The sequence below is a fragment of the Myxococcaceae bacterium JPH2 genome (assembly GCA_016458225.1).
Lineage (GTDB): Bacteria > Myxococcota > Myxococcia > Myxococcales > Myxococcaceae > Citreicoccus.
In genome coordinates, this window is record JAEMGR010000003.1 from 408,069 (window position 1) to 433,830 (window position 25,762).

A 25,762-nucleotide genomic window follows, 5' to 3' on the forward strand; every position below is an offset into this window, starting at 1 on the left:
GCAGCCTGCCCGAAACCCAACGACTCACGCCAGCTTCGCGCCCGCGCGACGCGACCGACTCCGAGCGCTCAGTAGTGCGCCCGCCGAGGCGCCTTGCCCGACGTCAGCACGGTGGTGGACGCGGAGGCCACGCTGTCTCCACTGCCATTGCGACGCTTCAGGCGACGCGCCTTCTCTTCCATGCGCTCGTAGTGCTGCATGATGGCCACGAGGTGCGCGTCCGCCACCTTGCATTGAATGGCGGACACCTCCTGGTGACGGCGTCCCAGCTCCTGCCACATCGCCACCGTGGATTGGTTTCCCAACAGCCGCGTCTCCACCGTGTCGAGCGCCGCGTCCATCTGCTTGCCCTCGCGCTCCAGCGTCGCCATCCGGACGTCCGCGTCCTCAGGAGGCGAGGTGCATCCCAGGGCCGCCGCCACGCTCACCGTCACCGACAACCCGAGCCACATCCGCCGCATGCCCACGTCGCCTCCCTGTGGTGTCTCGCGCCGTCCATCGGCAACCGTCGTTGCGCAAGGTAGGGAGCGACATGGGGGGCGACAACCCAGGCGGCGGGCTCGGGTCCGAGGCCTTTCGACGAGCCGACGTTTGTCCGCGCCCGCGCCGCGAAGTGTTGGGTCGCAGCGCGCGCGGGCCTCGCACGCCAGGGAGGTGTGACTTGTCAGCGAGCGCGGCTCGCCCTACTTGGGCACGGCCTTCAGCGATGCCTTGCCGTCCTTGATGACGACCTTGAACTCGACGGCCTTCGCGTTGTGCTGCTTGAGCAGCTCCGGCACCTGCTTGCGCAGCGTGGCGGCCACGGACTCGAAGGACAGCTTCGACGTGTCCTCCTGGCAGCGGCGCTTCGCGGTGACGTAGGCGTCGTACACGGCACGCAGCTTGTCGTCGCTCATGCCACCGGACCCGGTGGCCGCCGGAGGCCGAGGCGCGGCCGTCGCGGCCACCGGACGTGGCGCGGCACCAGACGCGGGAGGCGCCACCGCGGGAGGCTTCGCGGCCATGCCCGGAGGCGTCGCGGGCGCGCGCGCAGCGGGAGGCACAACCGCCGCGACAGGCGGCACCACGGCCGTGATGGAGGGCATCCCTCGAACAGCGGGAGGCACCGGCGCGGCGGCCACGGGCGCGGGGCGAGCAGGCGCCACCGCGGGAGCCACGGGCGCGGGGACGACGGCGAGCTTCGGCTCGTTGGGAATCACGCGGCCCGCGAGCTCCTCCACCTCCTCGTAGTCGAGGTCAGTGAGCTCCTCGGCCATGTCCGTCGTGCCCTTGCGCGCGGCGGCGCTACCCGGGGCGTCGCCCTTGCGAGCATCGGCGCGACGGCGCGCCTTGAAGACATCGCGGCGGTAGGTGCCCGCCTCCATCTCCTGGAGCGTGCGGGCCCAGAGCCGCTCGTAGGTGAGGTACTTGTTGTGCAGGGACTGCGCGCGGAACTTCGCCGCCGTGCTGCGGATGAAGGCGCCCTTGAGCTTGAGCAGGCGCTTCTTCAGGTCATCGTGCGCGCGCGTGGGCGCCTGCCGCTCGGTGCCCAGGAAGTACTGCTCGTAGGAGTTGCGCAGGGCCGCGAGCAGCGCTTCCAGCGCCTCGCACTCCTGGAGGATGGCCTCGCTGGAGTTGGCGTCCTGCCCCGGCCTGGCGTTTTCGTTCGGCGGCATGTCGTCTCTCGAGTGTCCCCAACCGAAGCGCGGCGATCAACCTCACGCCGCCGAGGGTGTCGGCCCCACGCCGGAAGGCACCGCGCTCGGCGGGCTCCGGCGGGACAGCAGCACCGCACCGAACGTGAACATGCACAGGGAGATGAACTGGCTGGTGGAGATGTTGTACCAGGCCTCCAGGGGCACCGCGTCCGCCAGCCCGCCCAGGTCCAGGGACGCCAGCAGGCCGTGCAGCGTGCCGCGCTCCACGTCGCCTCGGAACAGCTCCACCGTGCTGCGCAGGACCGCGTAGGCCATGAGCCACTGGGCGAAGACCTGCCCGTGGAACCGGCGGAAGCGCCGCGCGTAGAGCAAGGTGATGAACAGCACGAGCTGCCCCACCGACTCGAAGAGCTGCGTGGGGTACACCGGCAGCGTCGTGCCGTGGCTCGCCACCCAGTCCGAGATGCGCACCGCGTCCGGAGTGGCGTGGTGGAGCACCTCTCCCGTGGACTCCACGACATAGCGCGCGTCCGCCGCCTGCGAGCTGTACGCCAGGCTGGTGATTCCGGCCACCCGACCGAACAGGTCCTGCGCGAGCCCCGAGCCCGGGAAGTGCACCACCCAATGCGCGTGGCTGCCCGCCACGTCGCCCCAGCAGCAGCCCGCGGAGAAGCAGCCCAGCCGCCCCAGGCACTGCCCCAGGGACACCGTGGGGATGCACACATCCGCCAGGCGCAGGAAGTCCAGCTGGTGCCTGCGCGCGAAGACGAACGCCGCGAGCCCCGCGCCCATCAGGCCGCCGTAGAACACGAGCCCGCCGCCCAGCGAGAACACCTGCGTCCAGTCGCGGGCGTAGTCCTGCCAGTTGACCAGCACGAACAGGGCACGGCTGCCCAGGAGTCCGCCCACGAGCACCCAGAACGCCATGTCGAGGACCAGCTCGCGCTTCTTCGGGCCCTCGGTATCCACCCAGCCCTTGCCCTCGATGAAGGACACCTTGCGCCACTCGTCCTGCGCCAGCCGCGACGCCACGGTCACCGCCGTGATGAAGCCCGTGGCGAGCAGCACGCCATACGTGTGGATGGGGATGCCCTCGCCGCGACCATCCGGGAACGCCTCGGCCGGCAGCGCGTACTTGAGGCCGAAGTACGCCAGCATTCCGCCCAGGGCCGCATAGGACGCGGCGCGCACCAGGCGGTCCGTGGTCGTGGGCGGGCGCGGGCCCTTCTTCCCCTCCGGAGTGCCCTGCGCGCCGCGCCAGCCGTTGTAGGCAATGGACGCCAGCGTGGCCACGGCCACGGCGTACAGCAGCACCTGCGTCCACAGCGTGGTGAAGGTGAGGCGGAGGAGGACCGGGAGCATGGAGACCTGCCGGAGCGGAGGCGGGGACTCGCGAAGGCTAGCGCCTTCACGCGAAGAAGGGGCGCGGACGGAGGGACGAGGTGCCGGCTGTCCACCCGCGGGCCGAGCGCGAGAGCGTCAGGCCTTGGAGGGCGTTCCCTCGGTGGCCCGGGGCTTCTCCTTGCGCACGATGGCATCCACCAGGAGCATCCCCACGCCCACGCAGATGGCCGAGTCCGCGATGTTGAACGAGGGCCACGCGGCCTTGTCGAACCAGTGCGCTTCCAGGAAGTCGATGACGAAGCCGCGCGCGAGCCGGTCGATGTAGTTGCCCAGCGCGCCGCCCAGCACCAGCGGCAGTCCCCACAGCGCCCAGCGCTCCGTCGGATCCGTTCCGGACAGCTTCCGGAAGTAGAAGACGATGAGGCCCACCGCGCCCAGGATGACGACGTGGAAGAGCGGCCCTCGCGTCTCGCGCGGCAGGCTGCGGAACAGGCCCCACGCCGCGCCGGGGTTCTCCGCGTAACGGATGCGGAAGAAGTTCTCGGAGACCTCGATGTGGCGACTCGGCTGGAAGTGCAAGCCGTTGAAGCCCTGCGGGGGCGGCTCACTGTAGAGGGCCGAGAGGCGCTGACCCAGCGAGTCCAGGCCATCGAAGCGCGTGGTCAGGTCCTGCACGACCAGGTACTTCGTCCACTGGTCGAGCGCGATGACGCCCAGGGTGACGGCGAGAAGGAGGATGTATTTGCGCGGCACGGGGTGCGTTTATAGCACCCCGCCCCACCCGTCACGGGTTGGGGCTTTCCGTCAGCGGCGCGGCGGGAGCGGGCTCGGGGCGGCTCGCCTTGGGCGACTCCAGGAGCAGCAGCGCCACGCCCACGCAGATGGCGGCGTCCGCCACGTTGAAGGTGGGCCAGCGCATCCCCGGCTGGTTGCGCCAATGCCAGTCAATGAAGTCGATGACATAGCCGCGCATCAACCGGTCGATGAAGTTCCCCAGCGCGCCGCCCATCACCAGCGCCAGCGCCGTGCGGGCCAGCCACTGCTTGGGCGTGGTCCGGCGGTACATCACGAAGATGAACGCCAGCGCCGCCAGGCTCACCACGGGGAAGAAGGCCTTGCGCACCGCATCCGGCAGGCCACCGAACATTCCCCAGGCCGCTCCCGGGTTCTCCACGTAACGGAAGTGCCAGTAGTCCTCGATGAGGCGGTACGCCTGGGTCACCCGGCGCCGGCCACCGTCCTGGGGCGGGTCGTTGTCCAGGTTCTGCTCGGTGACGAAGGCGGAGACTCGCGCCAGCCCGCTGTGCCCCTCCAGGGCATCCGTCAGCCGGGAGACGGCCAGATACTTGGTTCCCTGGTCAGCGACGACCACGGCCAGGACCACCAGAATGAGGGTGCGAAGGGAGGCTTTCATGGCGATGGCCCGACCTCTAACCCGTGCCCGGAGGGCTGACAACCCATCCATCCGGCGAGGCTCGTTCTCCCACCGAACAAGCGTTTGGGGCATGGTGCGCCCATGCCGCCTGTTGAGCCGGACGTGAAAGCTCCTGTCTCCGACACCTCCCCACAAACGCTCCCCGCCGCGCCCCCCGCGAAGCCCTCCCTCATGGAGCGCTTCAAGGCCTTGATGGTCGACTACGGCCCGCTGGCCGTGGTGGTGAACTTCGCCATCCTGGGGGTGGTGATGGCCGGCTTCTACGTCGCCTTCCGCTTCGGCTTCCAAGCGGAGAGCTCGGGGGCGAAGGCCGGGACGCTGGCGGCGGCCTATGCGGCGGCGCAGGTGGTGAAGCCGATCCGGCTCGCGGCCGTGTTCGTGCTCACCCCGCTCATCGCGCGCATTCCGCCGGTCGCGCGCTTCCTGGCGCGCAACCGGCACAAGTGGAACTTCTGAAGCTCCCCTTCGCGGCTCGCGGGGAGGGAAGACCTCCAACCCCGCGAGCCCCATCCCGTGACTAGAAGTTCGGAACGCTGAACGTCTTCACGACGCCCATGTGCTGCATGTTGGTGGCGCCGCTGTCGCCCGACTGAACCGGAGCAATCTCCGACAGCGGCGAGTACACGCGGCTGTCGAGCACCAGGCCATTCTTGTAGACGCTGTTCCCGATGACCGTGTCGGTCTTGTACTGGTTCAGGTCCGCGTCCACGAGCACGTGGTCATACGGCTTGCTGCGGCCGAAGTTGGTGCCGCCGTTGTTGTTCTGATCCACGGGGTACGGGCTCGCGGTGACGAGGATGGGCGAGAACGATCCGAACAGCGGCTCGGAGCGATTGTCCGAGTTGAAGTCGCCGCCGACCGTGAGGTAGTCGCCGTCGGGCACGTTGGCCTTGATGAACGTGGTGAGGTTCTTGGCCTCGGTGTTGCGGACGGTCGCGTTCGCCGTGAGCAGGTGCACGCTCACCGCCCAGAGGTCGCGCGGTCCCGGCAGGTCGATGCGCGCCCAAGCGAAGCTCCGGTTGGAGACCTGGGTGTCGACCCAGTTGCCCGAGGCGATGATGGGCCAGCGGCTGATGATGCCGTTGGGGATCTGCGCGCCGCTCTCGCGGAAGTACGAGAAGGACGGGCCGAACGTGGTGTCCACCATCTGGCGAATCGCCGTGGCCGAGTTGTTTCCGTAGTTGAACTCCTGGATGAGGACGACGTCCGGCTTCACGCCCTGCATCAAGCGCATGCCGTGGCCCGGGTCGTAGGACTGGTAGTTCCCGCTCGAGGTGTTCGACGCCATGATGCGGACCTGCGTGTAGGTGGGGACGGTGCCCGCGTCGGAGCCCGTGCCCGCGTCGGTGCTGGTGCCCGCATCGGTGCTGGTGCCTGCGTCCGTCGCCGAACCCGCGTCCGTGCCGGTGCCCGCGTCGAAGTCAGTACCCGCGTCGGTGCCGGTGCCCGCGTCGAAGTCAGTACCCGCGTCCGTCACCGTGCCGGCGTCGAAGTCAGTGCCCGCATCCGTCGTCGTGCCAGCATCCGTCGTCGTGCCAGCGTCCGTGGACGTACCCGCGTCCGTCGTCGTGCCAGCGTCCGTCGTCGTGCCAGCGTCCGTCGTCGTGCCAGCGTCCGTGGACGTGCCCGCGTCCGTCGTCGTGCCAGCATCCGTGGACGTACCCGCGTCCGTCGTCGTGCCAGCGTCCGTGGACGTACCCGCGTCCGTCGTCGTGCCAGCGTCCGTCGTCGTGCCGGCATCCGTGGACGTACCCGCGTCCGTCGTCGTGCCAGCGTCCGTCGTCACGCCTGCATCAATCGTCGTTCCGGCATCGACCTCCGTGCCCGCGTCGACGGTCGTTCCGGCATCGACCTCCGTGCCCGCGTCGACTCCGGTGCCACCGTCCGTGCCCGCCTTGATCCGCTCGCACTCCTCGACGGGCAGGCAGTATCCGTCCTGCGTCGCCTCGTCGCTGCCGCCGCAGCACGCCGTTCCCGGCTGCTGGCACGGCTTCGCGGAGTCACAGATGGCCGCGCAGAACGCGCTGCCAAAGACCTCGATGGGACGGCAGGACCAGTTCGGTCCGCAGACGCCAGCGTCCTGCAGCTCCGGATCACACTCGGCCCAGTCACCCGCATCCAGGCCCGCATCCACTCCGCCATCCGTTCCAGCATCCCGCACCCCAGCGTCGGGGATGTACGGGGGGACGGGGATGCGAACAGGAGGCTGCGAATCAGGGCCACATGCGATCGCGATCGCGATCAGCGCGACGACTCCACCCAAGAGAGCTGATGACTTCTTCAACATGCGCGTGAACCTGAATCCTTGCTCCCGAGGGGGGTAGGAGAGCGGTCTGTTGGCTAGGACACAGCACCAACCGGGCTATTATAGAAGATTTCAGTGCAGCGGTCGTCTGGCCCAGTGCTTTCCAGGCGGATTGGAATCTCGGAAAGCCAGGGACAGTGCGAATAAAATCCGGGTAAAAGCCCACGAGCCCGCAAGCGGCGCCCCGCCGAGCCCGGCGATGCAACCTCAGGAGTCAGCGATCATGAGCGAAGCGGGCGAGGCGAAACGAGCGATCAGCGTGCGGTTCCATGGCGCGTTGAACGACTTCCTGCCGGCGGAGCGGCGCGACGTCACCTTCACCCATGTGTTGCAAGGCAGTCCCTCGGCCAAGGACCTCATCGAGTCGCTGGGGCCGCCGCACCCGGAGGTCGACGTCATCCTGGTGAACGGCGTGGCGGTGGACTTCTCGCACCGCATGGCGGCCGGGATGCACGTCATCGCGGCGCCCGCGTCCTATCCGCTGGAGGTACCCGAGCCCGCGCTTCGAGTCGGTCCTCCGCTGCCGGACATGCCGCGCTTCGTGCTCGACGTGGGCTTGGGGCGACTGGCGGGCTTCCTGCGGATGCTCGGCTTCGACACCCTGTGGCGCAACGACTTCGAGGACGACGAACTCGCGCGCATCTCGCATGACGAGTCGCGCGTCGTGCTCACGCGAGACCTGGGCGTGCTCAAGCGCTCGGAGGTGGTGCTGGGTTACTTCCCGCGCGCGACGGAGCCCTCCGAGCAGCTCGTGGAGGTGGTGCGGCGCTTCGCGCTGACCTCGCGCATGCGCCCCTTCTCCCGCTGCATTCCCTGCAATGGCCCGTTGAACTCCGCCGAGCCCCACGCGGTGAAGGACCAGGTCCCCGAAGGCGTGGCCGAGCGACACACGCGCTTCCAGCAGTGCCCCGACTGCCGCCGCGTGTTCTGGCCCGGCACGCATCACCAACGCATGGAAGCGATCGTGGAGGCCCTGCGCGCGCGGGAGCAGACCGAGCCCCCGCGCAACGCACCCGAGGCTACGCGCGAGCCGGAGCCACCGGGCCCAGCGCGTCCTGGCACTTGAGGCACACCTCGCCCGCGGTCCCCACTGCTTCCGAATAGGTCCAGCAGCGCGGGCACTTGCGCCCGTGCGCCGGCAACACACGCGCCGTCACCCGCGCCCCCTCACCCAAGGCCTGCGTCAGCTCCAGCGCGGTGGCGCCTTCGGCTGGCGCATCCTCCAGCTCGACCTGGCTGGTGATGAAGAGGCTCGGCAGCTCCGCGAGGCTCGCCTGAAGCAGCGCGCGCGCGGAGCCCTCCGCGGTGAGCACCACCCGGGCCTCCAGCGACGCGCCGATGCGCTTGTCGCGACGCGCGGCCTCGAGGACGCCCTGCACCGCCGAGCGCACCGCGAGCAGCTTCCCGTACCGCTCCGCCAGCGCCGCATCCAGGCTCGCCTCCGCGACCGGGAAGTCCGCGAGGAACACGCTCGGCGCAGTCCGTCCGGGCAGCACCTGCCACGCCTCTTCCGCCGTGAAGCTCATCACCGGCGCGAGCAGCCGCAGCAGCACCGAGGCCACCTCGTGCAGCACCGTCTGCGCACCTCGCCGAGCCGGCCCGTCCGTGCGCGACGTGTAGAGGCGATCCTTGAGGATGTCGAAGTACACCGCGGACAGGTCGCCCGCGCAGAAGTCCACCACGGTGGCGTAGACAAGGTGGAACTCGTAGTCCTCGTAGGCCTTGCGCACGCGCGCCACCACCTCGGCGAGCCGGCCTCGCGCCCACTGGTCCAGCGGAGACAGCGCCGAGGCCGCCACCGCGTCCCGCGCCGGGTCGAAGTCGTAGAGGTTGCTCAGCGCGTAGCGAACCGTGTTTCGAATCTTCCGGTAGCCCTCGGACAGGCCCTTGAGGATCTGCTCGGACAGGCGCACGTCGTTGCGGTAGTCGCTCGCCGCCACCCACAGCCGCAGCACCTCGGCGCCGTGCTGCTGGATGATCTTCTCCGGCGCGACGGTGTTGCCCAGGCTCTTGGACATCTTCTCGCCCTTGCCGTCCACCACGAAGCCGTGGGTGAGGCAGGCCTTGTAGGGCGCCACGTCGCGCGTGCCCACCGACACCAGCAGGGACGAGTGGAACCAGCCGCGATGCTGATCACTCCCCTCCAGGAACAGGTCGGCGGGGATGCGCTGCCGGCGCTCCAGCACCGCGGAGAACATGCAGGCCGAGTCGAACCACACGTCGAGGATGTCCGTCTCGCGGCGGAACTCGCCCTTGCCGCAGCTCGGGCAGCGGAAGTCCGCGCCCAGGAAGTCCTTCACTGGCGTGCGGTACCACACGCCCGCGCCTTCCTTCTCCACCGCGTCCGCCACGGCATGCATCAACTCGGGGGACACCACGGCCGCCTCGCAGCCCTCGCAGTACGCGATGGGGATGGGCACGCCCCAGCTCCGCTGTCGGCTGATGCACCAGTCCGGCCGGCCTTCGAGCATGCCGCGGATCCGGCTGTGTCCCCACGCGGGCACCCAGCGCACGCGGTCCACCGCGTCGAGCACCCCCTGCCGATACGTCGTGTCCCCCTGGAGCGGGCGGTCCAGCGGGATGAACCACTGGTACGTCGCGCTCAGGATGACCGGGTTGTGGCAGCGCCAGCAATGCGGGTAGCTGTGCTTGACGGTGTCTTGCTTGTCATTGAGCAGCGCGCCCTTCTCCACCAGCAGGTCGATGACGAGCGGGTTGGCCTCGAAGACGCGCTTGCCCGCGAGCGGCTCGCCCACGCTGTCGTCGTAGCGGCCATCCGGGCGCACGGGGTTGTAGATGTCCAACCCGTACCGGAGGCCCACCTCGTAGTCCTCCTGGCCATGGCCCGGAGCGGTGTGCACCAGGCCCGTGCCGGCCTCCAGCGTGACGTGCTCGCCCAGCACCACGCGCCCGCGCCGCTCGAGGAACGGGTGCTGATACGTCACGTGCTCCAGCTCCTCGCCGCGCGCGTACGCGAGGATGCGCGAGGGGTCCACCAGCGCCGCCGCGGACACGTCACCGCCCGGCAGGGGCACGGTCTTCACCGCCAGCTCGTCCGCCTTCACCTCGGCGAGCACGCGCGGCAGCAGGTCCTTGGCCACGCACAGCACCCGCTCACCGAGCTGGTAGAAGACGTACTCGAACGAGGGGTTCACCGCGATGGCCAGGTTGGCCGGCAGCGTCCACGGCGTGGTCGTCCAGATGACGAACGACACCTCGCGCCCCTCCAGCGAGGGCACGCGATCCGCCAGCGAAGGATCCGCGCGGAAGGCCACGTAGACAGACGGGGACGTGTGCTCGGCGTACTCGACCTCCGCCTCGGCGAGCGCCGTCTGGTCCGTCAGGCACCAGTACACCGGCTTCTTGCGGCGGTAGAGCATCCCGCGTCGCGCGAACGTGGCCAGCTCGCGGATCTCCTGGGCCTCGTAGGAGAAATCGAGCGTCTTGTAGGGCGCGTTCCAGCTCCCGAAGACGCCCAGCCGCTGGAACTCCGCCTTCTGGATCTCCACGAACTCCAGCGCGTATGCCCGGCAGTGCTCCAGGAAGGCGTCCTTCGACAGCGTGCGCTTGTCGATCTTCTTCTCCTTCAGCCGCTTCTCCACCGCCTGCTCGATGGGCAGACCGTGCGTGTCCCAGCCGGGGATGAAGTCGCAGTGGCGCCCCGTCATGTTGCGGAACTTCACCACGATGTCCTTGAGGACCTTGTTGAGCGCGTGGCCCGCGTGCAGGTGGCCGTTCGCGTACGGCGGACCATCGGGGAGGACGAAGGGCTCGGCGCCGGTGTTCTTCTGGAGGATGCGACCCCAGACATCCTGCTCGGCCCACCACCCCAGCATGCGAGGTTCGAGCTGCGCGAGGTTCCCCTTCATGGGGAAGTCGGTGCGAGGCAGGTTGACGGAGTCCTTGTAGTCCTTCTCCTCGGGCGCGTCGCTCATGGGGGGGCCCGTAACATGGGTGCTCCGCGCCTTCAATCCGAGCCAGACCCGACCTATGCTCGCCCGCCCGGAACGCGCGTCACGCGTCCGAGAACCTCCCCACCCCGAGGCCCCATCCATGAGGCGTTTCGCTCTGCTGTTCACCTGTCTCGTCGCGACCCTGCTCCTCGGCAGCCCGGCCCAGGCGGAGCGCCCGCCGTTCGGCGCGGAGCCGCAGGGCATCTCGCAGCAGGAGGAGGACCATGACGACCACGGCGGACACCGCGCGCCGGGCGGCGGGAAGATCACCACCGAGGACGGCCACACCATCAACACGCCGGACGCGCCCGCGTGCGTGAAGAAGTGCGAGTCGGTCACCACCTCGTGCATGGGCAGTTGCAAGCCAGGCAACCAGAAGTGCTACTCGCTCTGCGGCGCCAAGGTGGATAAGTGCATGAAGGCCTGCGAGAAGAAGCACCGCTAGGCCCACGGCCTCACCGAGGCTTCATCCCCTTCGTGTCGAGCTGATACTTCTTCACCAGCCGCTCGATGGACTTGCGATGCAGGCCACTCTCCCGCGCCGCGCGGGAGAGGTTGCCCTCGCAGCGTGACAGCACGGACGTGACGTACTCACGCTCGAAGTTCTCCAGCAGGTGCTCCTTCGCGTCCTTGAAGGACAGGTGCTCGTTGAAGGGCAGCGGCCCCTCGCGCGCCTGTCCTCGGACTCGCGGCGGCAGGTGCGTGGCGAGCACCTCCTCGCCCTCGGAGAAGGTCAGCACGTGTGACAACACGTTGGTCAGCTCGCGGATGTTGCCCGGCCACGAGTAGGCCATCAGCAACCCCAGCGCCTCGGCCGAGAACCGCTTGCGCCCGTGCTTGTCCACCACCTCCGGCTCCTCCAGCGCCCGCTTGAGGATGAGGGAGATGTCATCCCGCCGCTGCCGCAAAGGCGGGAGCTGGATGTTGATGACCGACAGACGGAAGTAGAGGTCCTCGCGGAAGTTGCCCGCGGCGATCTCCTTCACCAGGTCGCGGTTGGTGGCGGCGATGACGCGGCAGTCCACCTGGATGACATCGTTGCCGCCCACGCGCCGCACCTCGCGGTTCTCCAGCGCGCGCAGCAACTTCGGTTGCAGATCCAGGCGCAGCTCGCCCAGCTCGTCCAGGAAGATGGTGCCGCCCTGCGCTCGCTCGAAGGCACCGGGCCGGCTGGACACCGCGCCCGTGAACGAGCCCTTCTCGTGGCCGAACAGCTCGCTCTCGATGAGGTTGGGCGGGATGGCGCCGCAGTCCAGCACCACCATGGACTCCTTCTTGCGCCCGGACAGCTCGTGGATGGCGCGCGCCACCAGCTCCTTCCCCGTGCCCGTCTCGCCCTGGATGATGACCGGGACATCCATGGGGGCAATCTTGCGGATGAGCCCGAAGACGCTCCGCATCTTCGCGCTCTGCCCCACCATGCCGCACAGCTCGCCATCGCGATCCGGCTCGACCGCCACCTCTTCGTCCAGGGGCGCGAAGGTGATGATCGACGAGCCCGCGCGAATCTGCGAACCCGCGGACAGATACGCCCGCTCGATGCGCCGGCCGTCCAGGAAGGTGCCGTTGGTGGAGTGCAGGTCCACCAGCAGGTAGCCACGCTCGGTGTGCTGCACCTCGAAGTGGTGGCGGCTGGCGGTGCGGTCCTCCACGAGCACCAGGTCATTGCCCGGATGGGCGCCGCAGCGCAGGCGCTCCTTGTCACTCACCCGGGAGCGGCCCGCATCCGGCCCGGAGGTCACCACCAGGCGACACTTGTGGAGCTTGACCATGGCCCGGGGGTCCACGATGAGCGTCTCACCGAGCGAGGGAGCATGCGCGAGCTCCTCGTCGACATCGCCGGGGCTGGTGTGGATGTCGTCGGGATGCGGGTCGAGGGGGCTCATCTGCGTCCGAGGATAGCAAAGCGCGCCCACGCGCCATGCGCTCCCGATAGCCCGTGCTAGGCTCCCGCGCCCCGCATGTCCCCCCGCAAAACCCAGCCGAAGCAGGCGCCCCCGTCTCCCGGCGCGCCGGCGCCCGTGCGTGCCTCCGCGCAGCGCCCGCGTCGCGTCCGCTCGAAGAAGACGGTCGCCATCCTCTCCCGCAAGCGCTCGCTGTACTCCACGCGACGGCTGGTGGAGGCCATCAAGGAGCGCGGCCACCGCGCGCTCGTGTTCGATACGCTGCGCTGTTGTCTCCTGCTCGCTCAGGGCCAGCCGCGCATGACGTACCGAGGCGCGGAGGTGCAAGGCGTGGACGTGGTCATTCCGCGCATCGGCGCATCCATCACGCCCTATGGCCTCGCGGTGGTGAACCACTTCGAGATGATGGACGTGCCGGTGCTCAACCCCGCCACCGCCATCGCGCGCAGCCGCGACAAGCTGCGCGCGCTCCAGTTCCTCTCGCGCGCGGGCCTGGACATCCCGCGCACGGTGATGGCCAACGACCGCAGCAACGTGAGCCGGCTGGTGAAGGAGGTCGGCGGACTGCCCCTCATCATCAAGCTCATCCGCGGCACGCAGGGCGTGGGCGTGATGATTGCCCACACGCTCCCCGAGGTGCAGACCATCCTCGACACCTTCTGGGACCTGGGCCAGGAGATCCTCCTCCAGGAGTTCGTCGCGGAGAGCGAGGGCCGCGACGTGCGAGCGCTCGTCGTGGGCGACCGCGTGGTGGGTGCCATGCGACGCAAGGCCAAGAAGGGCGAGTTCCGCTCCAACATCCACCGCGGTGGCGAAGGCCAGGCCATCGACCTGTCACCGGCCTACGTGGAAGCCGCGGTGCGAGCCGCGCGCATCATCGGGTTGGAGGTGGCGGGCGTGGACATGTTGGAAGGACATGCAGGCCCTCGGCTGATGGAGATCAACTCCAGCCCTGGCTTCGAGGGACTCGAGGGCGCCACGCAGCGCGACATCGCGGGCGCCATGGTGGACCACGCCATCGTGTACGCGGAGCGCCGGGCAGGCGAGCTTCGCGCGCGCGAGCGGGGTGGCTGAGACCTCGCGCGTCATGCCTGAGGCATGCGCTGGAGTGGAGAGCAGGCGGGCGGGCAAGTGCGCGCGCACGGTGCCTTGCATGCTCCTCAGGAACTCAGGAATGCCTTTCGTGGCCACGTGTCGTGGGGTGTTGGCATCCGCATCGGGGGCCTTCTAATCTCAGTCCCCTCGATGAAAACGCTGCACAAGCCGCTGCAGATCACCGTCTACCAGGATGTCCTCTGCGCCTGGTGTTACCTCGCCGACCTGCGCCTGGAAGTCCTGCGGCACGAGTTTGGCGACGCCGTGCGCTGGAGCGTGCGGCCCTATCCCCTGCGCGTCCAAGACGTGCTGCCCACGGAGCGCGAGCTGCGCGGGCTGGTGGAAGAGGTGCAGCGCGCGCAGCGAGAGCCCGATGCGTTGGCGCGTCAGCTCTCCGCGGACTTGTGGCAGGGAGGAGATCCTCCGCGCACGAGCGTGCCGGCCTTGGCGGCGCTGGAGGCCGCGCGACTGCAAGGCCCGCAGGCCCGTGCGTTCCTCGCGCGCGCCATGCAGCGAGCGGCGCTGGAGCAGGGCGTCAACGTGTCGCGCTCGGATGTGGTGTTCGAGCTGGCGTCGCGCGTGGGCCTGGCGATGAACGAGTTCTCCGCGGCCTTCCGCTCCGAGGAGACGCGCCGCCTCATCCTCGACGAGCACCGGCTGGCGCAGAGCCGCGGCGTGCGCGGCGTGCCCACGCTCGTGATTGGCGGCCGGTGGATGCTGTGCGGGCTGCGAGACCTGACCGAGTACCGCGAGCACATCCTCGCGTGCCTGGGTCGACTGTCGGCGCCCCGCTCGGGATCTCCCGAGCGGGTGGTGCACTGAGCGGAGCGCCGAGCCGCGCGAGGACTCAGCCCAGGTCCTCGGACTCACGACTGACGGCCAGGTACATGCCCGCGAACAGCACCTGGATGAGCGCCACGGCGGGAATCAGGCCCACGCAGCACGCGAGCAACCCCGCCAGTGAGATGACGACCATCACCATGCAGACGCCCAGCATGCGCAGGCGCTGTCCGTCGGCGTAGCGCCAGCAGCGCTGCAGCACCTCCAACGGAGACGGAGGGTCGTCGCGGAAGGCGAGCTCCGGCTGGATGAGGTACATCGGAATCAGCAGGTACGAGCCCAGGAGGAGGATGGGCACGCTGACCAGGCTCACCACGGCGAGGATCGACCCAGGATTGTCGAACAGCACCGCGGGGTGGCGCAGCGCCTCCACGCCCCCCATGCCCAGCACCACCGCCACGCCCACGCCCGAGAAGAGCAGCAGGGCGGGGATGAACAGCACGAGCACCATCACCACCATCGTCATCGCGTAGGGCACCAGCTTGTTCATCTGGCTGAAGAGGCGCGCCAGATCCACGCTCCGCCCATGCAGCACGTCGAACGCGACCCGCAAGAAGCCGAGCTGCACCAGTCCCTGCACGAGCATCTGGGCGATCATGACGATGAGCGTCAGCACCACGGTCAGCGCGACGCTGTTCGATGCGCCGCCGATCGCCACGACGAGGTTCATGAACACCTGCGCGCCGCCGCTGACGCCCATCAGGATGAGCGCCGCGACGCTGAGCATCCCCCACTCGCGCTGGAAGGCGGCCCAGCACAGCTCCCACAGCGAGCCGATGGTCCAGTTGGAGCGGTTCAGCGGGAACGCCGTGAAGCCCTCGCGATCGCGGCACGCCAGGCACAGGGAGCGCATCCCCCGCTCGGAGCAGATGTCGCACATGAAGTTGCCACACCGACCGCAGGCCCTCGTGGCATCCCGGTCCGGGTGGACCGGACAGGGAGTCCCCGACCCCTGCCCGTAATCACTGCTGTCCGACATGTATCCGCCTCCTGGGCGCGACGCGGCGCGCCCGGCCCTCATATCAGCGGCGCTGTCTGCTCGCCGACAGCGACCAGCCAGGCGGACGGGCGTGAATTTCTCGCTGGGGGAGACGTCGGGAGCCCAGAGGTTGCGAAGACGGACGGTTGCAGGTCCACTCCGCCCCGGGAGAATCATCCATGCGTCGTCTGCTCACCCTGACCTTGCCGCTCGTGCTCCTGCTGGGGACGGGCTGTGTCGTGGACGGTCACTATCACCGGCCCTACGGCTCCTATGAATCCGCCCGGGTGGAGTTCCGATTCTCCGGTGCCCACCCCATCCCCGATTCGTACGGCGGCGGCTGGTGCCCCGAGGGGCATCTCCACATCCACGACTACGAGCCGCCCACCACGTACTACACGTACACCAACGACGTGTATTACTACCGAGGCCCCACGGTCGTCTGGTACTGGGACTACCACCCCATCCCGAGCGGCGGTTACTGCAGCAACCACGGTCGCCACTCGCACGGCTACTACCCGCAGTCCTGGGGCAACACCTACGCCTACGACCGCGGCCGGGGCTACGTGTGGAACAACACCCACGACGCCTCGCCGGGCTACGGCTCCCGCTCCGGTTCCAGCTACACCCCCGCGCCCTCGCGTCCGGCGCCCGAGCCCAGCAGCGGCACCAACTGGGGCCGCCGTCCTCCTCCGGGTGGCACGGGCTACTCCACCAGCCCGCCCCGAGGCTCGCCGTCCCATGACGACCGCGGCTGGGGCAACGACAACCGCGACAACAACAACGGCAACAACGGCGGCGGCCATGGCGGTGGTTGGGGCAACGACAACCGTGACAACAACAACGGCAACGGCCATGGCGGTGGCAACGACAACCGCGACAACAACAACGGCAACAACGGCGGCGGCCATGGCGGGGGTTGGGGCAACGACAACCGTGACAACAACAACGGCACCGGCCATGGCGGTGGCAACGACAACCGCGACAACAACAACGGCAACAACGGCGGCGGGCGCGGTGGCGGCTGGGGCAGCCCGCCTCCGGGCCGAGGCAGCTCGGGCAACAGCGGCGGCGACCGTGGCAACGACGACAATCGCGGCGGTGGGCGCGGTGGCGGCTGGGGCAATGGCGGCAACAGCGGCGGTGGCAACGGTGGCGGCAACGGCAATGGCGGTGGCAACGGTGGCGGCAACGGCAATGGCGGCGGACGCGGTGGCCGAGGCTGGAGTTCGGGCAACAACGGCGGCTCCAACGGGTCCGGTGGCAGTCACTGGTAGCCGTTGAGTGAACGGCGAGCGGGCGAGCATCCTGGTGCCGCCCGTTTCCGTTCAGCGGTAGGTGGGCGCGTTCTCCAGGGGACGAAATCCCCTGCCCCACGGATTGCGACTCCGGCGAGGCGTGAAGATGTTGCCCGCCGATGACTCGCCCCCTCTGGCTGACATGCGGCGCAGTGCTGAGTCTCGGACTCGCGGCGTGCAGTACCACCACCTCCGCGCCGGATCCGGGTGTTCGCACCGAGGACGCCGGGGTGGTGGACCTGGATGACCTCCACATCAACGTGAGCGGCCGTGTCGCGGTGCTGCCCGAGGCGCAGACGCTGCTCCAGGCGCATGGCCAGGCTCCGCTCTCCATCGACGGCGCCCCGCTCACCATCGAAGAGCCCCTTCGCGTGGCGGTGCACGACACGAGCGCCACCGTCGGCGCGGGAACGCTGGCGAGCGACGGCGCCTTCCACGTGACCCACGTGTCCGTGCGCGACATCCATCAGGGGCTCGCCGTCGGCGTGTCCCACGAGGGGCTGGCGCACTGCACGTCCATCATCTTCGACACGGCCTTCACGGGCACCCGGCCGCACACGGACTTGGTGGACGCGCAAGCCTGGGTGCTGCCCACCGCGTTCGTGCAGGCGCTGGACACGGCGATCGGCGAGACCCGCCTGCGCGCCCACACCGAGGGCCGCGCCTCCACGTTGGAGGAGGCGGGCTTCATCATGGGCCGCGTGGTGGACACCAGCGGACACCCCGTGACGGGTGTGCGCGTGGTGCCGGACCGGACCGAGCTGTCGGACCGCGTCTACTACCCGTCCGAGGACCTGAGCACCGTGAACCAGGACGGCACGTCCGGCAGCGGCTTGTTCGTCTATGTCCACACCGCGAAGGGCCTCAGCGCGTTCCACCTGAGCGTGGAGGGCGCGGGCAACTACGTGCCTCGCAACGTGGGCGCGTCCGCCGGGCTGGGCATCGTGCTGACGATGTATCCCGGGCGCTTCCCGCCCCCCTGAGCGTCAGCGCTGGACGAACCAGCGCGGCAACCAGTCCGCTCCCTTCGCGGTGGTGAGGCGCGTCTGTCCGGTGCCGTCCGCGCGCATCAGGTACAGGTCCACCTCCGCGTCGCGCTCGGAGACGAACACCAGGGACTTCCCGTCCGGACTCCACGCGGGCATGTCGTCGCGGTGCGTGCCATCCGTGAGCGCTCGAGGCGCGCCGCCGGATGCAGCCACCACCCAGATGCGACTCTTCCCTTCCGGCAAACGGCTCACGTAGGCCAGCCGCTGACCGTCCGGACTCCAGGCCGCCTCGCGCTCGTCTCCCGCGAAGGCCTCGCCGGAGATGGCGCGCAAGTCCGAGCCATCCGCACGCACGCGGTAGATGCGCTCGCGCTGCTCACGGTTGCTGACGAAGGACAGCCACTGCCCATCCGGACTCCACTGGGGCGTGCGGTCCTCTCGGTAGAACGTGGTGATGCGACGCGGGTTCGTCCCATCCGCGCGCGCCACGTAGATTTCGGGATCGCCTTCGTCGCTGCTGCACGCGTAGGCCACTTCGGCGCCGCTCGGAGAGACGGCCGGCTCGAAGCAGCCCTGGGGCACGTGCGTCAGCGGCAGCTCGGGCGCGTCGGCGCGCGGCGACAGGCGCACCACGTCGCTGAAGCCCTTCGCGTCCGACTCGGCCACCAGCCACGCGCCATCCGGAGACCAGCTCGCGTTGCGCGAGCGCGTCCGCGGCAGGTGCAGCGCAACCTCCGGCCCGCCCTCCAAGGGAAGCACGCGCAGCTGCTGGAAGCTCTGTCCCTGGAGTTCATTGGACGAGATGACCAGCAGCGCGTGCCCGTTCGGCGAGGCCGGCCCGGGGTACTCGTCCTCGGGGCCGTGTGTGAGCTGGCGCTCGACGCCCGAAGGCGTCACCAGCCACACGTCCTTCTGCCCCGCCCGCTCCGAGAGGAACGAAATCACGCCCGGCATGGCGCGCCGCTCGGAGTCAGACAAGGGCCCGGTACCGGACGCCCCGGAGCCACAGCGGCCCGCGGGGCATCCAGCGACCAGCACAGCGAGCGCGGCGAAGCACCGCGCCCATCCAGGCCCGGAACCCGTTCTTCGTTCAAGGCCTGGAGACATCACGTCAGCGGATCCGGATGGCGTCGGCGATGACGACCGAGGAGGCCTCGCCCGTCCACCGGCTCAGCATGACCTTGTTCCAGCCCGCCGGGAAACTCCACGTGCCCAGCGTGTTCCACTGGCTGCCGTTGATCTGCTGGCTCACCTTCACCGTGGCCACCGTGGTGCTGCCGGCCACGATGAGGAAGGGCGCCGCCGCCGAGCGGTTGGTGCCCGCCACCCACCACGCGTCGATGGTCTTCGTCCCCGCCGCCGGCATGTAGAAGTAGAAGTCCGCCGTGTCGGAGATGGCCTGCGTGGACGCGTACCAGTAGCCGCTGCCGTAGTAGCCGGCGCTCGTGCCGTCCACCCAGTTCGCGGACACGTTGATGTAGCCCTTGGCCGTGTCGTTGTTGGCGTTGTTGCTGTCCACCACGATGGTGCTGCTGGTGGTGCCGCAGTAGCTGTTGATCTTGCTGATGTACGAGGACCACGGCCAGTTGGGACCCGGATCCGTGCGCGAAGCCGGCTGCAAACGGCCGTGCGCCACGATGTGGTAGCTGTCCTTGGGGATGGAGTTGTCGCGCGCGATGTCGCACGACAGCTTGGCCGAGGTATCAATCTGCCCGGCCGGGAAGCTCGACTGGCTGGCGAAGCCACCGTGCTCGATGCCGACCGCGAAGTGGTTCACCGACACGCCGTTGAGTCCGCACGACGTGTTGCCGTTGAGCGAGCAGTCATACGTGGCGCCCACGTGCCACGCGCGGTCCGCCTCGCGCACGAGCTGCGACACCTCGCTGCCGGACTCGTTCACGACGTAGTGCGCGCTGACCTGGGAGGCGGAGTTCACCAGCCAGCCCCAGCACCCCGAGTACTCGCCCTCGCACGTGTGGATGACGATCATCGACGGGGAGTAGCCGCTCGGGCGCGCGTTGTAGTTGGGCGATGGGCGCCACACCGCGGCGGCGTAGTTCGGGCCCGCGGCCTGCGCCTTCACCGGCGGCGCCTCGAACTGGGCCTGGACGTCCACCGGCTCCAGCGTGGCCGCCGACGAGCCGTCCTCGTTGATGGCCACCGCGCCCTGCCGCAGCGTCGCGTACAGCCCGCGGTGGATATAGGTCGCCAGGGCCTCGGAGTCGGAGATGCCGCTGAGTCGCGCGGCCACCGGCGCCCAGGCGCCCAGGTCCGAGCGGTCCAGCTTCAGCTCGGTGGCATAGGCGGACAGCAGGGCCGCGCCCGCGCGCAGGTGAGCGCGCGCGTCCGTGCGCACCGCGTCCACGGACTCGCCGGACAGCGACGCCGCCTCGGCCAGCGCATCACCGCGAAGGGCGAGCAGACCATAGGCCGGGGCCATGCCCGGGAACTCCTCGGAGCCCTCCACCATCTGCCAGTGCGTCTGCGTGTAGGAGATGGCCTTGAGCAGCGACTCGGGGACGTTGAACTCCGCGGCGGCCTGCGCGAACAGCGGATCCAACTCGCGCGGGGTGCGCTGAGCCGTGGTGCTGGACGGAGCCGGCGTCTCGGTGGGGGTGGGAGCGGGGGCCTCGGGCTGCGGCTGGGGGCCGCAAGCGGCCAACGCCAACGCCGCGGCGGCCGCCGCGAGGGGGTTGCGAATCGCGTGCATGAGTACTCCTCGAGGGGGAGAGGTGCATCGGCACGCCCCGCTCGCGCGGAGACGTGTCACGCGGTGCGTGAGCAGCATGCGTGCCAGCCCCGTGCGCCGCTCCCACGCGCTCCGGTAGGAGCACGCATGCACCACTTCCCTCGCGAGCCTTCCGCTCCCGCGCGACAAACCAAGCCACGCTCGAGGGCCAACCCCGTGAAATCACGAAGGGCGGGCCTCACCGGGCAAGAAATTCTTACGCGTTAGCAGTACTGGTCCATGGATGTCTCACTGACGCATTTCTGGACACTCAAACTGTAGGCAAATTTTACAGTTTTTACAGCTTTATCAGCGCTTTGTCGCGGGGGTGGCGGACTGGAATCGGGCAGGCAGGCGCGCGAGGGCCGACAGGGGGCGAGGCATCCGCTATGAGGGCGGCATGCGGCTCTTCGGCATTGGCGACACCCACCTTCCCTCCACCCGTCAGAAGGACATGCACCGCTTCGGCTGGACGGACCATCCCTTGCCGCTCCAGCGCGCGTGGGATGAGCGGGTGCGGGCCGAGGACGTGGTCATCGTGGCGGGGGACATCTCCTGGGCCACGCGGACGCACGAAGTGCAGGAGGACCTGGCCTGGCTGGACGCGCGCCCGGGCCGCAAGGTGCTGGTGCGCGGCAACCACGACTACTGGTGGGGAGACTCCGCCTCCAAGCTGCGCAAGGTGCTCGAGCCCTTCCGGACGCTGGAGGGCTTCCTCCACAACAGCGCGGTGGTGATGGGGCCGTGGGTGATTGCCGGCAGCCGGCTGTGGACCGCCCCCGAGGCGCCGCCCATGCCCGGCGGAGAGATGGGCGATGAGCCCTCGGACGCGGGCTACGTGGAGCGGGAGACGCGCCGGCTGGCGACGTCGTTCGAGGACGCGCGCAAGAAGGAGCAAGCGAGCCCCACGCCCCTCATCCGCATCGCGGCCGTGCACTTCCCGCCGCTGTACGCCAACGAGAAGCCCACCGCGTTCAGCGCCCCCATCGAGGCCTTCGCGCCCAAGGTGTGCGTCTACGGTCACCTGCACGCGGGCGGAATTCCCGCGGGCTTCACGGGCGACCACGGGGGCGTGCGCTACGTGCTGGCCTCATGCGACGCCGCGGGCTTCGCGCCCGTGCTGCTGGACGAGGTCTGAGGCCGAGCAGTTGGAAGCAGTGAGGCCAAGCCACCCCGCCGCGAGCACCGTGTGAGCAGCCAGGTCGGACGGCGCGTGCTTTTTCGACACGGCGCTCGGTGTGGCTACACTGCGTGAGGCATTCCGCCAGCGCGCGCGAAGCGCAGGAGTGAGTCATGCCGTCCAACAAGGCCGAACTCGCCGCCCGCCTCGCCGCCGCCCAGCCCGGGGACTCCGTCCGCGGCCTGTTCTTCAAGGCGGTCTTCAACCTGGTGCAGCAGCACGGGGGCCCCTCGGCGCTGGAGCGTGTGCGCGTGGGGGAGCTGGCCAAGGACTACTCGGACCTGCGCACGTACCCGGTGCAGGACTTCCTCGCGCTGCTCTACGCCGCGGCGGACGCGCTGGAGGACACGCTGGGCACCGAGCACGCCGTCTACCACGCGTGCGGAGAAATCAGCATCACGCGCTACTCCACGGGCCCGGGGATGCTCATCTTCGGCATCATCTCACGCGGGGATCCGCAGAAGCTCTTCGCGGGAGCGCAGATGGGCTACAGCGCGGCCGTGACGTACGGCAGCCGCGAGTACCTCACCACCGGAAGCAAGTCCGGCACCCTGCGCGTCCGCCGCGACATGCTGCCGCCCGCGTACCACGAGGGAATCCTGAGCGGCGCCCTCAAGGTGCTCGGGCTGAAGGGCACGGCCAAGGCCAACCCTCAGGGCATCGACCGCGTCGACTACGACATCCAGTGGAGCTAGGTCCGCGTCAGTCCACGCGGGAGAAGGTGACCTCGAGCTGCGCGACCACGCGCTCGCCCACCGCGGCCCAGCAGCTGAAGGACTGATCCGACCCGTTCGCCGCGGTGCGGTTCGCGCCGAACACCACGTCCTGGCCGGCGTACGCGAGGCTGTCCGCGCTCAGCTTGACGTCCTTGGCCACGAAGCGGGCCTCGGGAGCGCCCTCGAGCGCGCGGGCCAGCGCCGTCGCCACCCGCGTCATTCCGCTGGCGACGATGGCCACCGGCATCACCGGGTGCATGGCGAAGTGGCCCTTGCACATCTCCGGGGTGACGGTGCCGAGGTTGGCGCGCAGCGACGCGCCGTCGCGCTGCCAGTCCCGCAGGTCCAGCGGCTTGCTGTACGGGTTCTGCCGCAGCTTCGCCCACTCCTCCGGGGTGCGCTGCACGGTGTCCGCGGGGCGGGGCGCGCTGCGCATCTCCTGCTTCGCGGCGCCGAAGAGGCGGGTGAAGGCGGCGGCGGACAGCACGTTGTAGTCCACCTCCAGCTTGAACAGCGGCGTGCCATCCGCGGCGGACAGGAGCGTGCGCGCCGTGGCGGTGCGCTTGCCCGTGTACTCCGCCTGCGCCAGCGCCCACAGCATGTCCGAGGCGCGCTCCTGGGCGCGCGGCTCCAGCCACTGACCGCGGGCGGCGCACGCCAGGTAGAAGTGCTGCCCGTCCTTGGGCGCCACCAGCGCGGACGCGCACGAGCCGAGGATGGCCAGGTGCCGGCCGGACTCCGCCAGGCTGATGGGCATGGCCTCGGCGTCGGGCGCCAGCTGCACCGGAACGCGGGCCACCACCTCACCCGGCGCCAGCACCGTCACGTCCTTCAGCGCGAAGTACGGGTCGCGCACGCAGATGCGCGGGTACAGCTCCTGCGCGCTCAACACCGTGTACGGCGACACCTGCTGAGCGCCCCACGGCATGGCCGGGAGCGCCGAGGGGGCGACAGGGGCGACGGCGGGGGCGACGTGCTCGAGCATGGGGCTGACCTCGGTTGAGACGCTGGGTGTTGGGGGACACCTGACTGCAGTGTACTGGAGTCTACTTCCGGAGCTACAGAAATTTCTCTGTTCGCTGGAAATATTCTCGAACCAACAGCTCAGAAGTTGCTGCCCGCCGGTATTTTTCTACCGGAATCGGAAATCCAGGGGGAGGTCGCGCACAGATGAGCAGGCAGCGGCGGGAGAAAAACCGCACTTGTCGCACGGTGTCAAGCCCCCCTGGGGTATGACCCACCCAGGGAGCCCTCAAAACATCGCTGGAAAATCAGGCGCTTACAAAAGCGTAAGTGTCCGAAAGCGAACACCCTGATTTCCAGGCGATTCGGCCAGGGGTCAAAGCTCGACCTGGCTGCCCAATTCCACCACGCGGTTGGGTGGAATCCGGAAGTAGGCGGTGGCGCTGCGCGCGTTGCGGCTCATCCAGGCGAAGAGGGCCTCGCGCCACACCGCCATGCCCGGCTTCTTGGTGGGGATGAGCGTCTCGCGGCCCAGGAAGAAGCTGGTGCCCATGAGCTGGAACTGGAGCCCCTTCTCGCGGCAGCGCTTGAGCACGTCCGGAATGCTGGGGTTCTCCATGAAGCCGTACTGGGCCACCACGCGCACGAAGCCCAGCTCCAGAGGCTCCACCTCCACGCGCTCGGGGGCGGGCACGTGGGGGACCTCCTCCGAGAGGATGGTGAGCAGCACCACCTGCTCGTGCAGCACCTTGTTGTGCTTCAGGTTGTGCAGGAGCGCGGGCGGAGTGCCCTCGGCGTTGCCCGTCATGAAGATGGCGGTGCCGGGCACGCGCACGGGCGGGTGGTCCCCGAAGCTCTCCAGCAGCTCGCGCAGGCTGATGGTGGAGGCGCGCAGCTTGTTGGCCAGGATTTCCCGGCCGCGCTTCCACGTGGTCATCAGCGTGAAGATGCAGACGGCCAGGAGCAGGGGGAACCAGCCGCCGTCGGCGATCTTCACCGCGTTGGCACCAAAGAAGGACAGGTCCACCAGCAGGAACACGCCGGCCACCGGAAGGGCCAGGGCCCGGCTCACGCCCCAGCGCTCGCGCGCGACGATGTAGGCCAGCACGGTGGTGATGGCCATGGTCGTCGTCACGGCGATGCCGTACGCGCTGGCCAGTGCGCTCGCCGAGCGGAAGCCCAGCACCAGCGCCACCACGCCCAAGAGCAGCACGCCGTTGAGGCCCGGCAGATAGATTTGCCCCATCTCCTCGGCGGAGGTGTGCACCACCTCCATGCGCGGGCTGTAGCCCAGCTGCATGGCCTGGCGGGTGATGGAGAACGCGCCGGAGATGAGCGCCTGGGACGCAATCACCGTGGCGCCCGTGGCCAGCACCACCAGCGGGTACAGCGCCCAGTCCGGGGCCAGGAGGTAGAACGGGTTGCGAGCCGCGGACGCGTCACGCAGCAGGAGCGCGCCCTGCCCCAGGTAGTTGAGCATCAGCGCGGGCAGCACCAGCGTGAACCACGCGAGCTTGATGGGACGCCAGCCGAAGTGGCCCATGTCCGCGTACAGCGCCTCGCCGCCCGTCACCACCAGGAACACCGAGCCCAGCACCAGGAAGCCGTGGCCGCCGTTGCGGATGAAGAACAGCGCTCCGTGCCAAGGCGACAGCGCGCCCAGCACCACCGGGTTGTGCACCAACTCCTTCACGCCCAGCACCGCCAGCGTGAGGAACCACAGGCACATGAACGGCCCGAACACCGCGCCGATGCCCGCCGTGCCGTGCCGCTGCACCAGGAACAGCACCGCCAGGATGACCAGCGTGATGGGGATGATGTAGGGGTCGAAGACGGGCGTGGCCACGTTGAGGCCCTCGACCGCGCTGAGCACGGAGATGGCCGGGGTGATGAGCCCGTCTCCATAGAGGAGCGCCGCGCCGAAGATGCCCAGCGTCACGAGCACCGGCCGCGCCTTGTGCGCCGCGCCCCGAGGCCGCTGCATCGCCAACGCCATCAGCGCCAGGATGCCGCCCTCGCCCCGGTTGTCCGCCCGCATCACGAAGATGAGGTACTTCACCGACACCACGATGATGAGCGACCAGAAGATGAGGGACAGCACCCCCATCACGTTCTCGGGCGTGGGCACGATGCCGTGCGGCCCCGTGAAGCACTCTCGCAGGGCGTAGAGCGGACTGGTTCCGATGTCTCCATAGACGATGCCCAGGGCCCCGAGGGCGAGCATCGCGATGCGCTTGGAGGTGTCCATGGACGGAGCCACGGCACCCGGTGCTTCCGAGGTAGCGGTCACGGGCCCCGCTTTAGCCGAACGCCATGCCGTCGCAACCCAAGCCGCGAGGCCGCTCTGTGTTTTCCGACGCCAAGGTAGGCAAATGTAACCCCTGCCACGACGTCTC

At 69.2% G+C, this 25,762-nt stretch carries 21 protein-coding genes and 1 pseudogene; 9 read left to right on the plus strand and 13 right to left on the minus strand.

Annotated elements, in window-relative coordinates:
* Window positions 1-68: 68 nt before the first annotated feature.
* From JGU66_06400 to lspA (JGU66_06420), 5 genes are all read right to left on the minus strand, one after another.
* Window positions 69-467: a hypothetical protein gene (locus JGU66_06400; protein ID MBJ6760387.1), complete on the minus strand. Its 399-nt coding sequence runs from the start codon at window positions 465-467 to the stop codon at window positions 69-71.
* A gap of 216 nt (window positions 468-683) precedes the next feature.
* On the minus strand, window positions 684-1,655 hold the full coding sequence (locus JGU66_06405) for a hypothetical protein (GenBank protein MBJ6760388.1): 972 nt from the start codon (window positions 1,653-1,655) through the stop codon (window positions 684-686).
* 42 nt (window positions 1,656-1,697) lie between these two features.
* Complete coding sequence (locus JGU66_06410; GenBank protein ID MBJ6760389.1) at window positions 1,698-2,999, minus strand: prolipoprotein diacylglyceryl transferase; 1,302 nt, start codon at window positions 2,997-2,999, stop codon at window positions 1,698-1,700.
* Window positions 3,000-3,116: 117 nt separating this feature from the next.
* Window positions 3,117-3,734, minus strand: coding sequence for a signal peptidase II (gene lspA, locus JGU66_06415; GenBank protein MBJ6760390.1), 618 nt, complete (start codon window positions 3,732-3,734; stop codon window positions 3,117-3,119).
* Between the two features lie 31 nt (window positions 3,735-3,765).
* Window positions 3,766-4,395 (minus strand): signal peptidase II, encoded by a 630-nt coding sequence (gene lspA, locus JGU66_06420; protein MBJ6760391.1) that lies wholly within the window; start codon window positions 4,393-4,395, stop codon window positions 3,766-3,768.
* 102 nt (window positions 4,396-4,497) lie between these two features.
* Here lspA (JGU66_06420) and JGU66_06425 point away from each other — a divergent pair, with 102 nt between their 5' ends.
* Window positions 4,498-4,872 (plus strand): hypothetical protein, encoded by a 375-nt coding sequence (locus tag JGU66_06425; protein ID MBJ6760392.1) that lies wholly within the window; start codon window positions 4,498-4,500, stop codon window positions 4,870-4,872.
* Window positions 4,873-4,933: 61 nt separating this feature from the next.
* On the opposite strand, the pseudogene JGU66_06430 reads toward JGU66_06425, so the two are convergent.
* Window positions 4,934-6,124, minus strand: a pseudogene (locus JGU66_06430) (endonuclease).
* Window positions 6,125-6,944: 820 nt separating this feature from the next.
* On the opposite strand from JGU66_06430, the gene JGU66_06435 reads away from it, so the two are divergent.
* The gene (locus tag JGU66_06435; GenBank protein MBJ6760393.1) at window positions 6,945-7,787 is read left to right on the plus strand and encodes a twitching motility protein PilT; all 843 of its coding nucleotides are present in this window, start codon (window positions 6,945-6,947) and stop codon (window positions 7,785-7,787) included.
* Here JGU66_06435 and ileS read toward each other — a convergent pair.
* Window positions 7,741-10,656, minus strand: a complete 2,916-nt coding sequence (gene ileS / locus JGU66_06440; GenBank protein ID MBJ6760394.1) for an isoleucine--tRNA ligase — start codon at window positions 10,654-10,656, stop codon at window positions 7,741-7,743. The two genes, JGU66_06435 and ileS, sit on opposite strands and share 47 nt — an antisense overlap.
* A gap of 118 nt (window positions 10,657-10,774) precedes the next feature.
* Between ileS and JGU66_06445 the strand changes: the two genes are divergently transcribed.
* Window positions 10,775-11,119 (plus strand): hypothetical protein, encoded by a 345-nt coding sequence (locus tag JGU66_06445; GenBank protein MBJ6760395.1) that lies wholly within the window; start codon window positions 10,775-10,777, stop codon window positions 11,117-11,119.
* 10 nt (window positions 11,120-11,129) lie between these two features.
* On the opposite strand, the gene JGU66_06450 is transcribed toward JGU66_06445, so the two are convergent.
* Complete coding sequence (locus tag JGU66_06450; GenBank protein MBJ6760396.1) at window positions 11,130-12,560, minus strand: sigma 54-dependent Fis family transcriptional regulator; 1,431 nt, start codon at window positions 12,558-12,560, stop codon at window positions 11,130-11,132.
* Between the two features lie 75 nt (window positions 12,561-12,635).
* Between JGU66_06450 and JGU66_06455 the strand changes: the two genes are divergently transcribed.
* Window positions 12,636-13,652 carry a RimK family alpha-L-glutamate ligase gene (locus JGU66_06455; GenBank protein MBJ6760397.1) on the plus strand — a complete coding sequence of 339 codons (1,017 nt, stop codon included), beginning with the start codon at window positions 12,636-12,638 and terminating at the stop codon, window positions 13,650-13,652.
* A gap of 171 nt (window positions 13,653-13,823) precedes the next feature.
* A complete protein-coding gene (locus tag JGU66_06460) occupies window positions 13,824-14,495 on the plus strand; it encodes a DsbA family protein (protein MBJ6760398.1) in 672 nt (223 codons plus the stop codon).
* 25 nt (window positions 14,496-14,520) lie between these two features.
* Here JGU66_06460 and JGU66_06465 read toward each other — a convergent pair whose 3' ends face one another.
* Window positions 14,521-15,366, minus strand: coding sequence for a hypothetical protein (locus tag JGU66_06465; protein MBJ6760399.1), 846 nt, complete (start codon window positions 15,364-15,366; stop codon window positions 14,521-14,523).
* A 305-nt stretch (window positions 15,367-15,671) separates the two neighbouring features.
* On the opposite strand from JGU66_06465, the gene JGU66_06470 reads away from it, so the two are divergent.
* Window positions 15,672-16,769 (plus strand): hypothetical protein, encoded by a 1,098-nt coding sequence (locus JGU66_06470; protein MBJ6760400.1) that lies wholly within the window; start codon window positions 15,672-15,674, stop codon window positions 16,767-16,769.
* Window positions 16,770-16,909: 140 nt separating this feature from the next.
* On the plus strand, window positions 16,910-17,773 hold the full coding sequence (locus tag JGU66_06475) for a carboxypeptidase regulatory-like domain-containing protein (protein MBJ6760401.1): 864 nt from the start codon (window positions 16,910-16,912) through the stop codon (window positions 17,771-17,773).
* Between the two features lie 3 nt (window positions 17,774-17,776).
* On the opposite strand, the gene JGU66_06480 is transcribed toward JGU66_06475, so the two are convergent.
* Together JGU66_06480 and JGU66_06485 are read right to left on the minus strand one after the other, a co-directional pair.
* A complete protein-coding gene (locus JGU66_06480; GenBank protein ID MBJ6760402.1) occupies window positions 17,777-18,886 on the minus strand; it encodes a PD40 domain-containing protein in 1,110 nt (369 codons plus the stop codon).
* Between the two features lie 4 nt (window positions 18,887-18,890).
* Window positions 18,891-20,489: an N-acetylmuramoyl-L-alanine amidase gene (locus JGU66_06485; protein ID MBJ6760403.1), complete on the minus strand. Its 1,599-nt coding sequence runs from the start codon at window positions 20,487-20,489 to the stop codon at window positions 18,891-18,893.
* 418 nt (window positions 20,490-20,907) lie between these two features.
* Between JGU66_06485 and JGU66_06490 the strand changes: the two genes are divergently transcribed.
* Window positions 20,908-21,645: a metallophosphoesterase gene (locus JGU66_06490; protein MBJ6760404.1), complete on the plus strand. Its 738-nt coding sequence runs from the start codon at window positions 20,908-20,910 to the stop codon at window positions 21,643-21,645.
* A 155-nt stretch (window positions 21,646-21,800) separates the two neighbouring features.
* Window positions 21,801-22,382: a DUF2378 family protein gene (locus JGU66_06495; GenBank protein MBJ6760405.1), complete on the plus strand. Its 582-nt coding sequence runs from the start codon at window positions 21,801-21,803 to the stop codon at window positions 22,380-22,382.
* Window positions 22,383-22,389: 7 nt separating this feature from the next.
* Here JGU66_06495 and JGU66_06500 read toward each other — a convergent pair whose 3' ends face one another.
* Together JGU66_06500 and JGU66_06505 are read right to left on the minus strand one after the other, a co-directional pair.
* A complete protein-coding gene (locus tag JGU66_06500; protein MBJ6760406.1) occupies window positions 22,390-23,388 on the minus strand; it encodes a hypothetical protein in 999 nt (332 codons plus the stop codon).
* 354 nt (window positions 23,389-23,742) lie between these two features.
* Entirely contained in the window at window positions 23,743-25,614 is a 1,872-nt protein-coding gene (locus JGU66_06505) for a potassium transporter Kup (protein MBJ6760407.1), read from the minus strand.
* Window positions 25,615-25,762: the final 148 nt, after the last annotated feature.

Excerpts from the sequence above, each read along its gene's own strand:
- JGU66_06405 (MBJ6760388.1), bottom strand. The coding sequence starts at position 1,655 with ATGCCGCCGAACGAAAACGCCAGGCCGGGGCAGGACGCCAACTCCAGC.
- JGU66_06410 (MBJ6760389.1), bottom strand. The coding sequence starts at position 2,999 with ATGCTCCCGGTCCTCCTCCGCCTCACCTTCACCACGCTGTGGACGCAG.
- lspA (MBJ6760391.1), bottom strand. The coding sequence starts at position 4,395 with ATGAAAGCCTCCCTTCGCACCCTCATTCTGGTGGTCCTGGCCGTGGTC.
- JGU66_06425 (MBJ6760392.1), top strand. The coding sequence starts at position 4,498 with ATGCCGCCTGTTGAGCCGGACGTGAAAGCTCCTGTCTCCGACACCTCC.
- JGU66_06435 (MBJ6760393.1), top strand. The coding sequence starts at position 6,945 with ATGAGCGAAGCGGGCGAGGCGAAACGAGCGATCAGCGTGCGGTTCCAT.
- ileS (MBJ6760394.1), bottom strand. The coding sequence starts at position 10,656 with ATGAGCGACGCGCCCGAGGAGAAGGACTACAAGGACTCCGTCAACCTG.
- JGU66_06445 (MBJ6760395.1), top strand. The coding sequence starts at position 10,775 with ATGAGGCGTTTCGCTCTGCTGTTCACCTGTCTCGTCGCGACCCTGCTC.
- JGU66_06450 (MBJ6760396.1), bottom strand. The coding sequence starts at position 12,560 with ATGAGCCCCCTCGACCCGCATCCCGACGACATCCACACCAGCCCCGGC.
- JGU66_06455 (MBJ6760397.1), top strand. The coding sequence starts at position 12,636 with ATGTCCCCCCGCAAAACCCAGCCGAAGCAGGCGCCCCCGTCTCCCGGC.
- JGU66_06460 (MBJ6760398.1), top strand. The coding sequence starts at position 13,824 with ATGAAAACGCTGCACAAGCCGCTGCAGATCACCGTCTACCAGGATGTC.
- JGU66_06465 (MBJ6760399.1), bottom strand. The coding sequence starts at position 15,366 with ATGCGCTCCCTGTGCCTGGCGTGCCGCGATCGCGAGGGCTTCACGGCG.
- JGU66_06470 (MBJ6760400.1), top strand. The coding sequence starts at position 15,672 with ATGCGTCGTCTGCTCACCCTGACCTTGCCGCTCGTGCTCCTGCTGGGG.
- JGU66_06475 (MBJ6760401.1), top strand. The coding sequence starts at position 16,910 with ATGACTCGCCCCCTCTGGCTGACATGCGGCGCAGTGCTGAGTCTCGGA.
- JGU66_06480 (MBJ6760402.1), bottom strand. The coding sequence starts at position 18,886 with ATGTCTCCAGGCCTTGAACGAAGAACGGGTTCCGGGCCTGGATGGGCG.
- JGU66_06485 (MBJ6760403.1), bottom strand. The coding sequence starts at position 20,489 with ATGCACGCGATTCGCAACCCCCTCGCGGCGGCCGCCGCGGCGTTGGCG.
- JGU66_06490 (MBJ6760404.1), top strand. The coding sequence starts at position 20,908 with ATGCGGCTCTTCGGCATTGGCGACACCCACCTTCCCTCCACCCGTCAG.
- JGU66_06495 (MBJ6760405.1), top strand. The coding sequence starts at position 21,801 with ATGCCGTCCAACAAGGCCGAACTCGCCGCCCGCCTCGCCGCCGCCCAG.
- JGU66_06500 (MBJ6760406.1), bottom strand. The coding sequence starts at position 23,388 with ATGCTCGAGCACGTCGCCCCCGCCGTCGCCCCTGTCGCCCCCTCGGCG.
- JGU66_06505 (MBJ6760407.1), bottom strand. The coding sequence starts at position 25,614 with ATGGACACCTCCAAGCGCATCGCGATGCTCGCCCTCGGGGCCCTGGGC.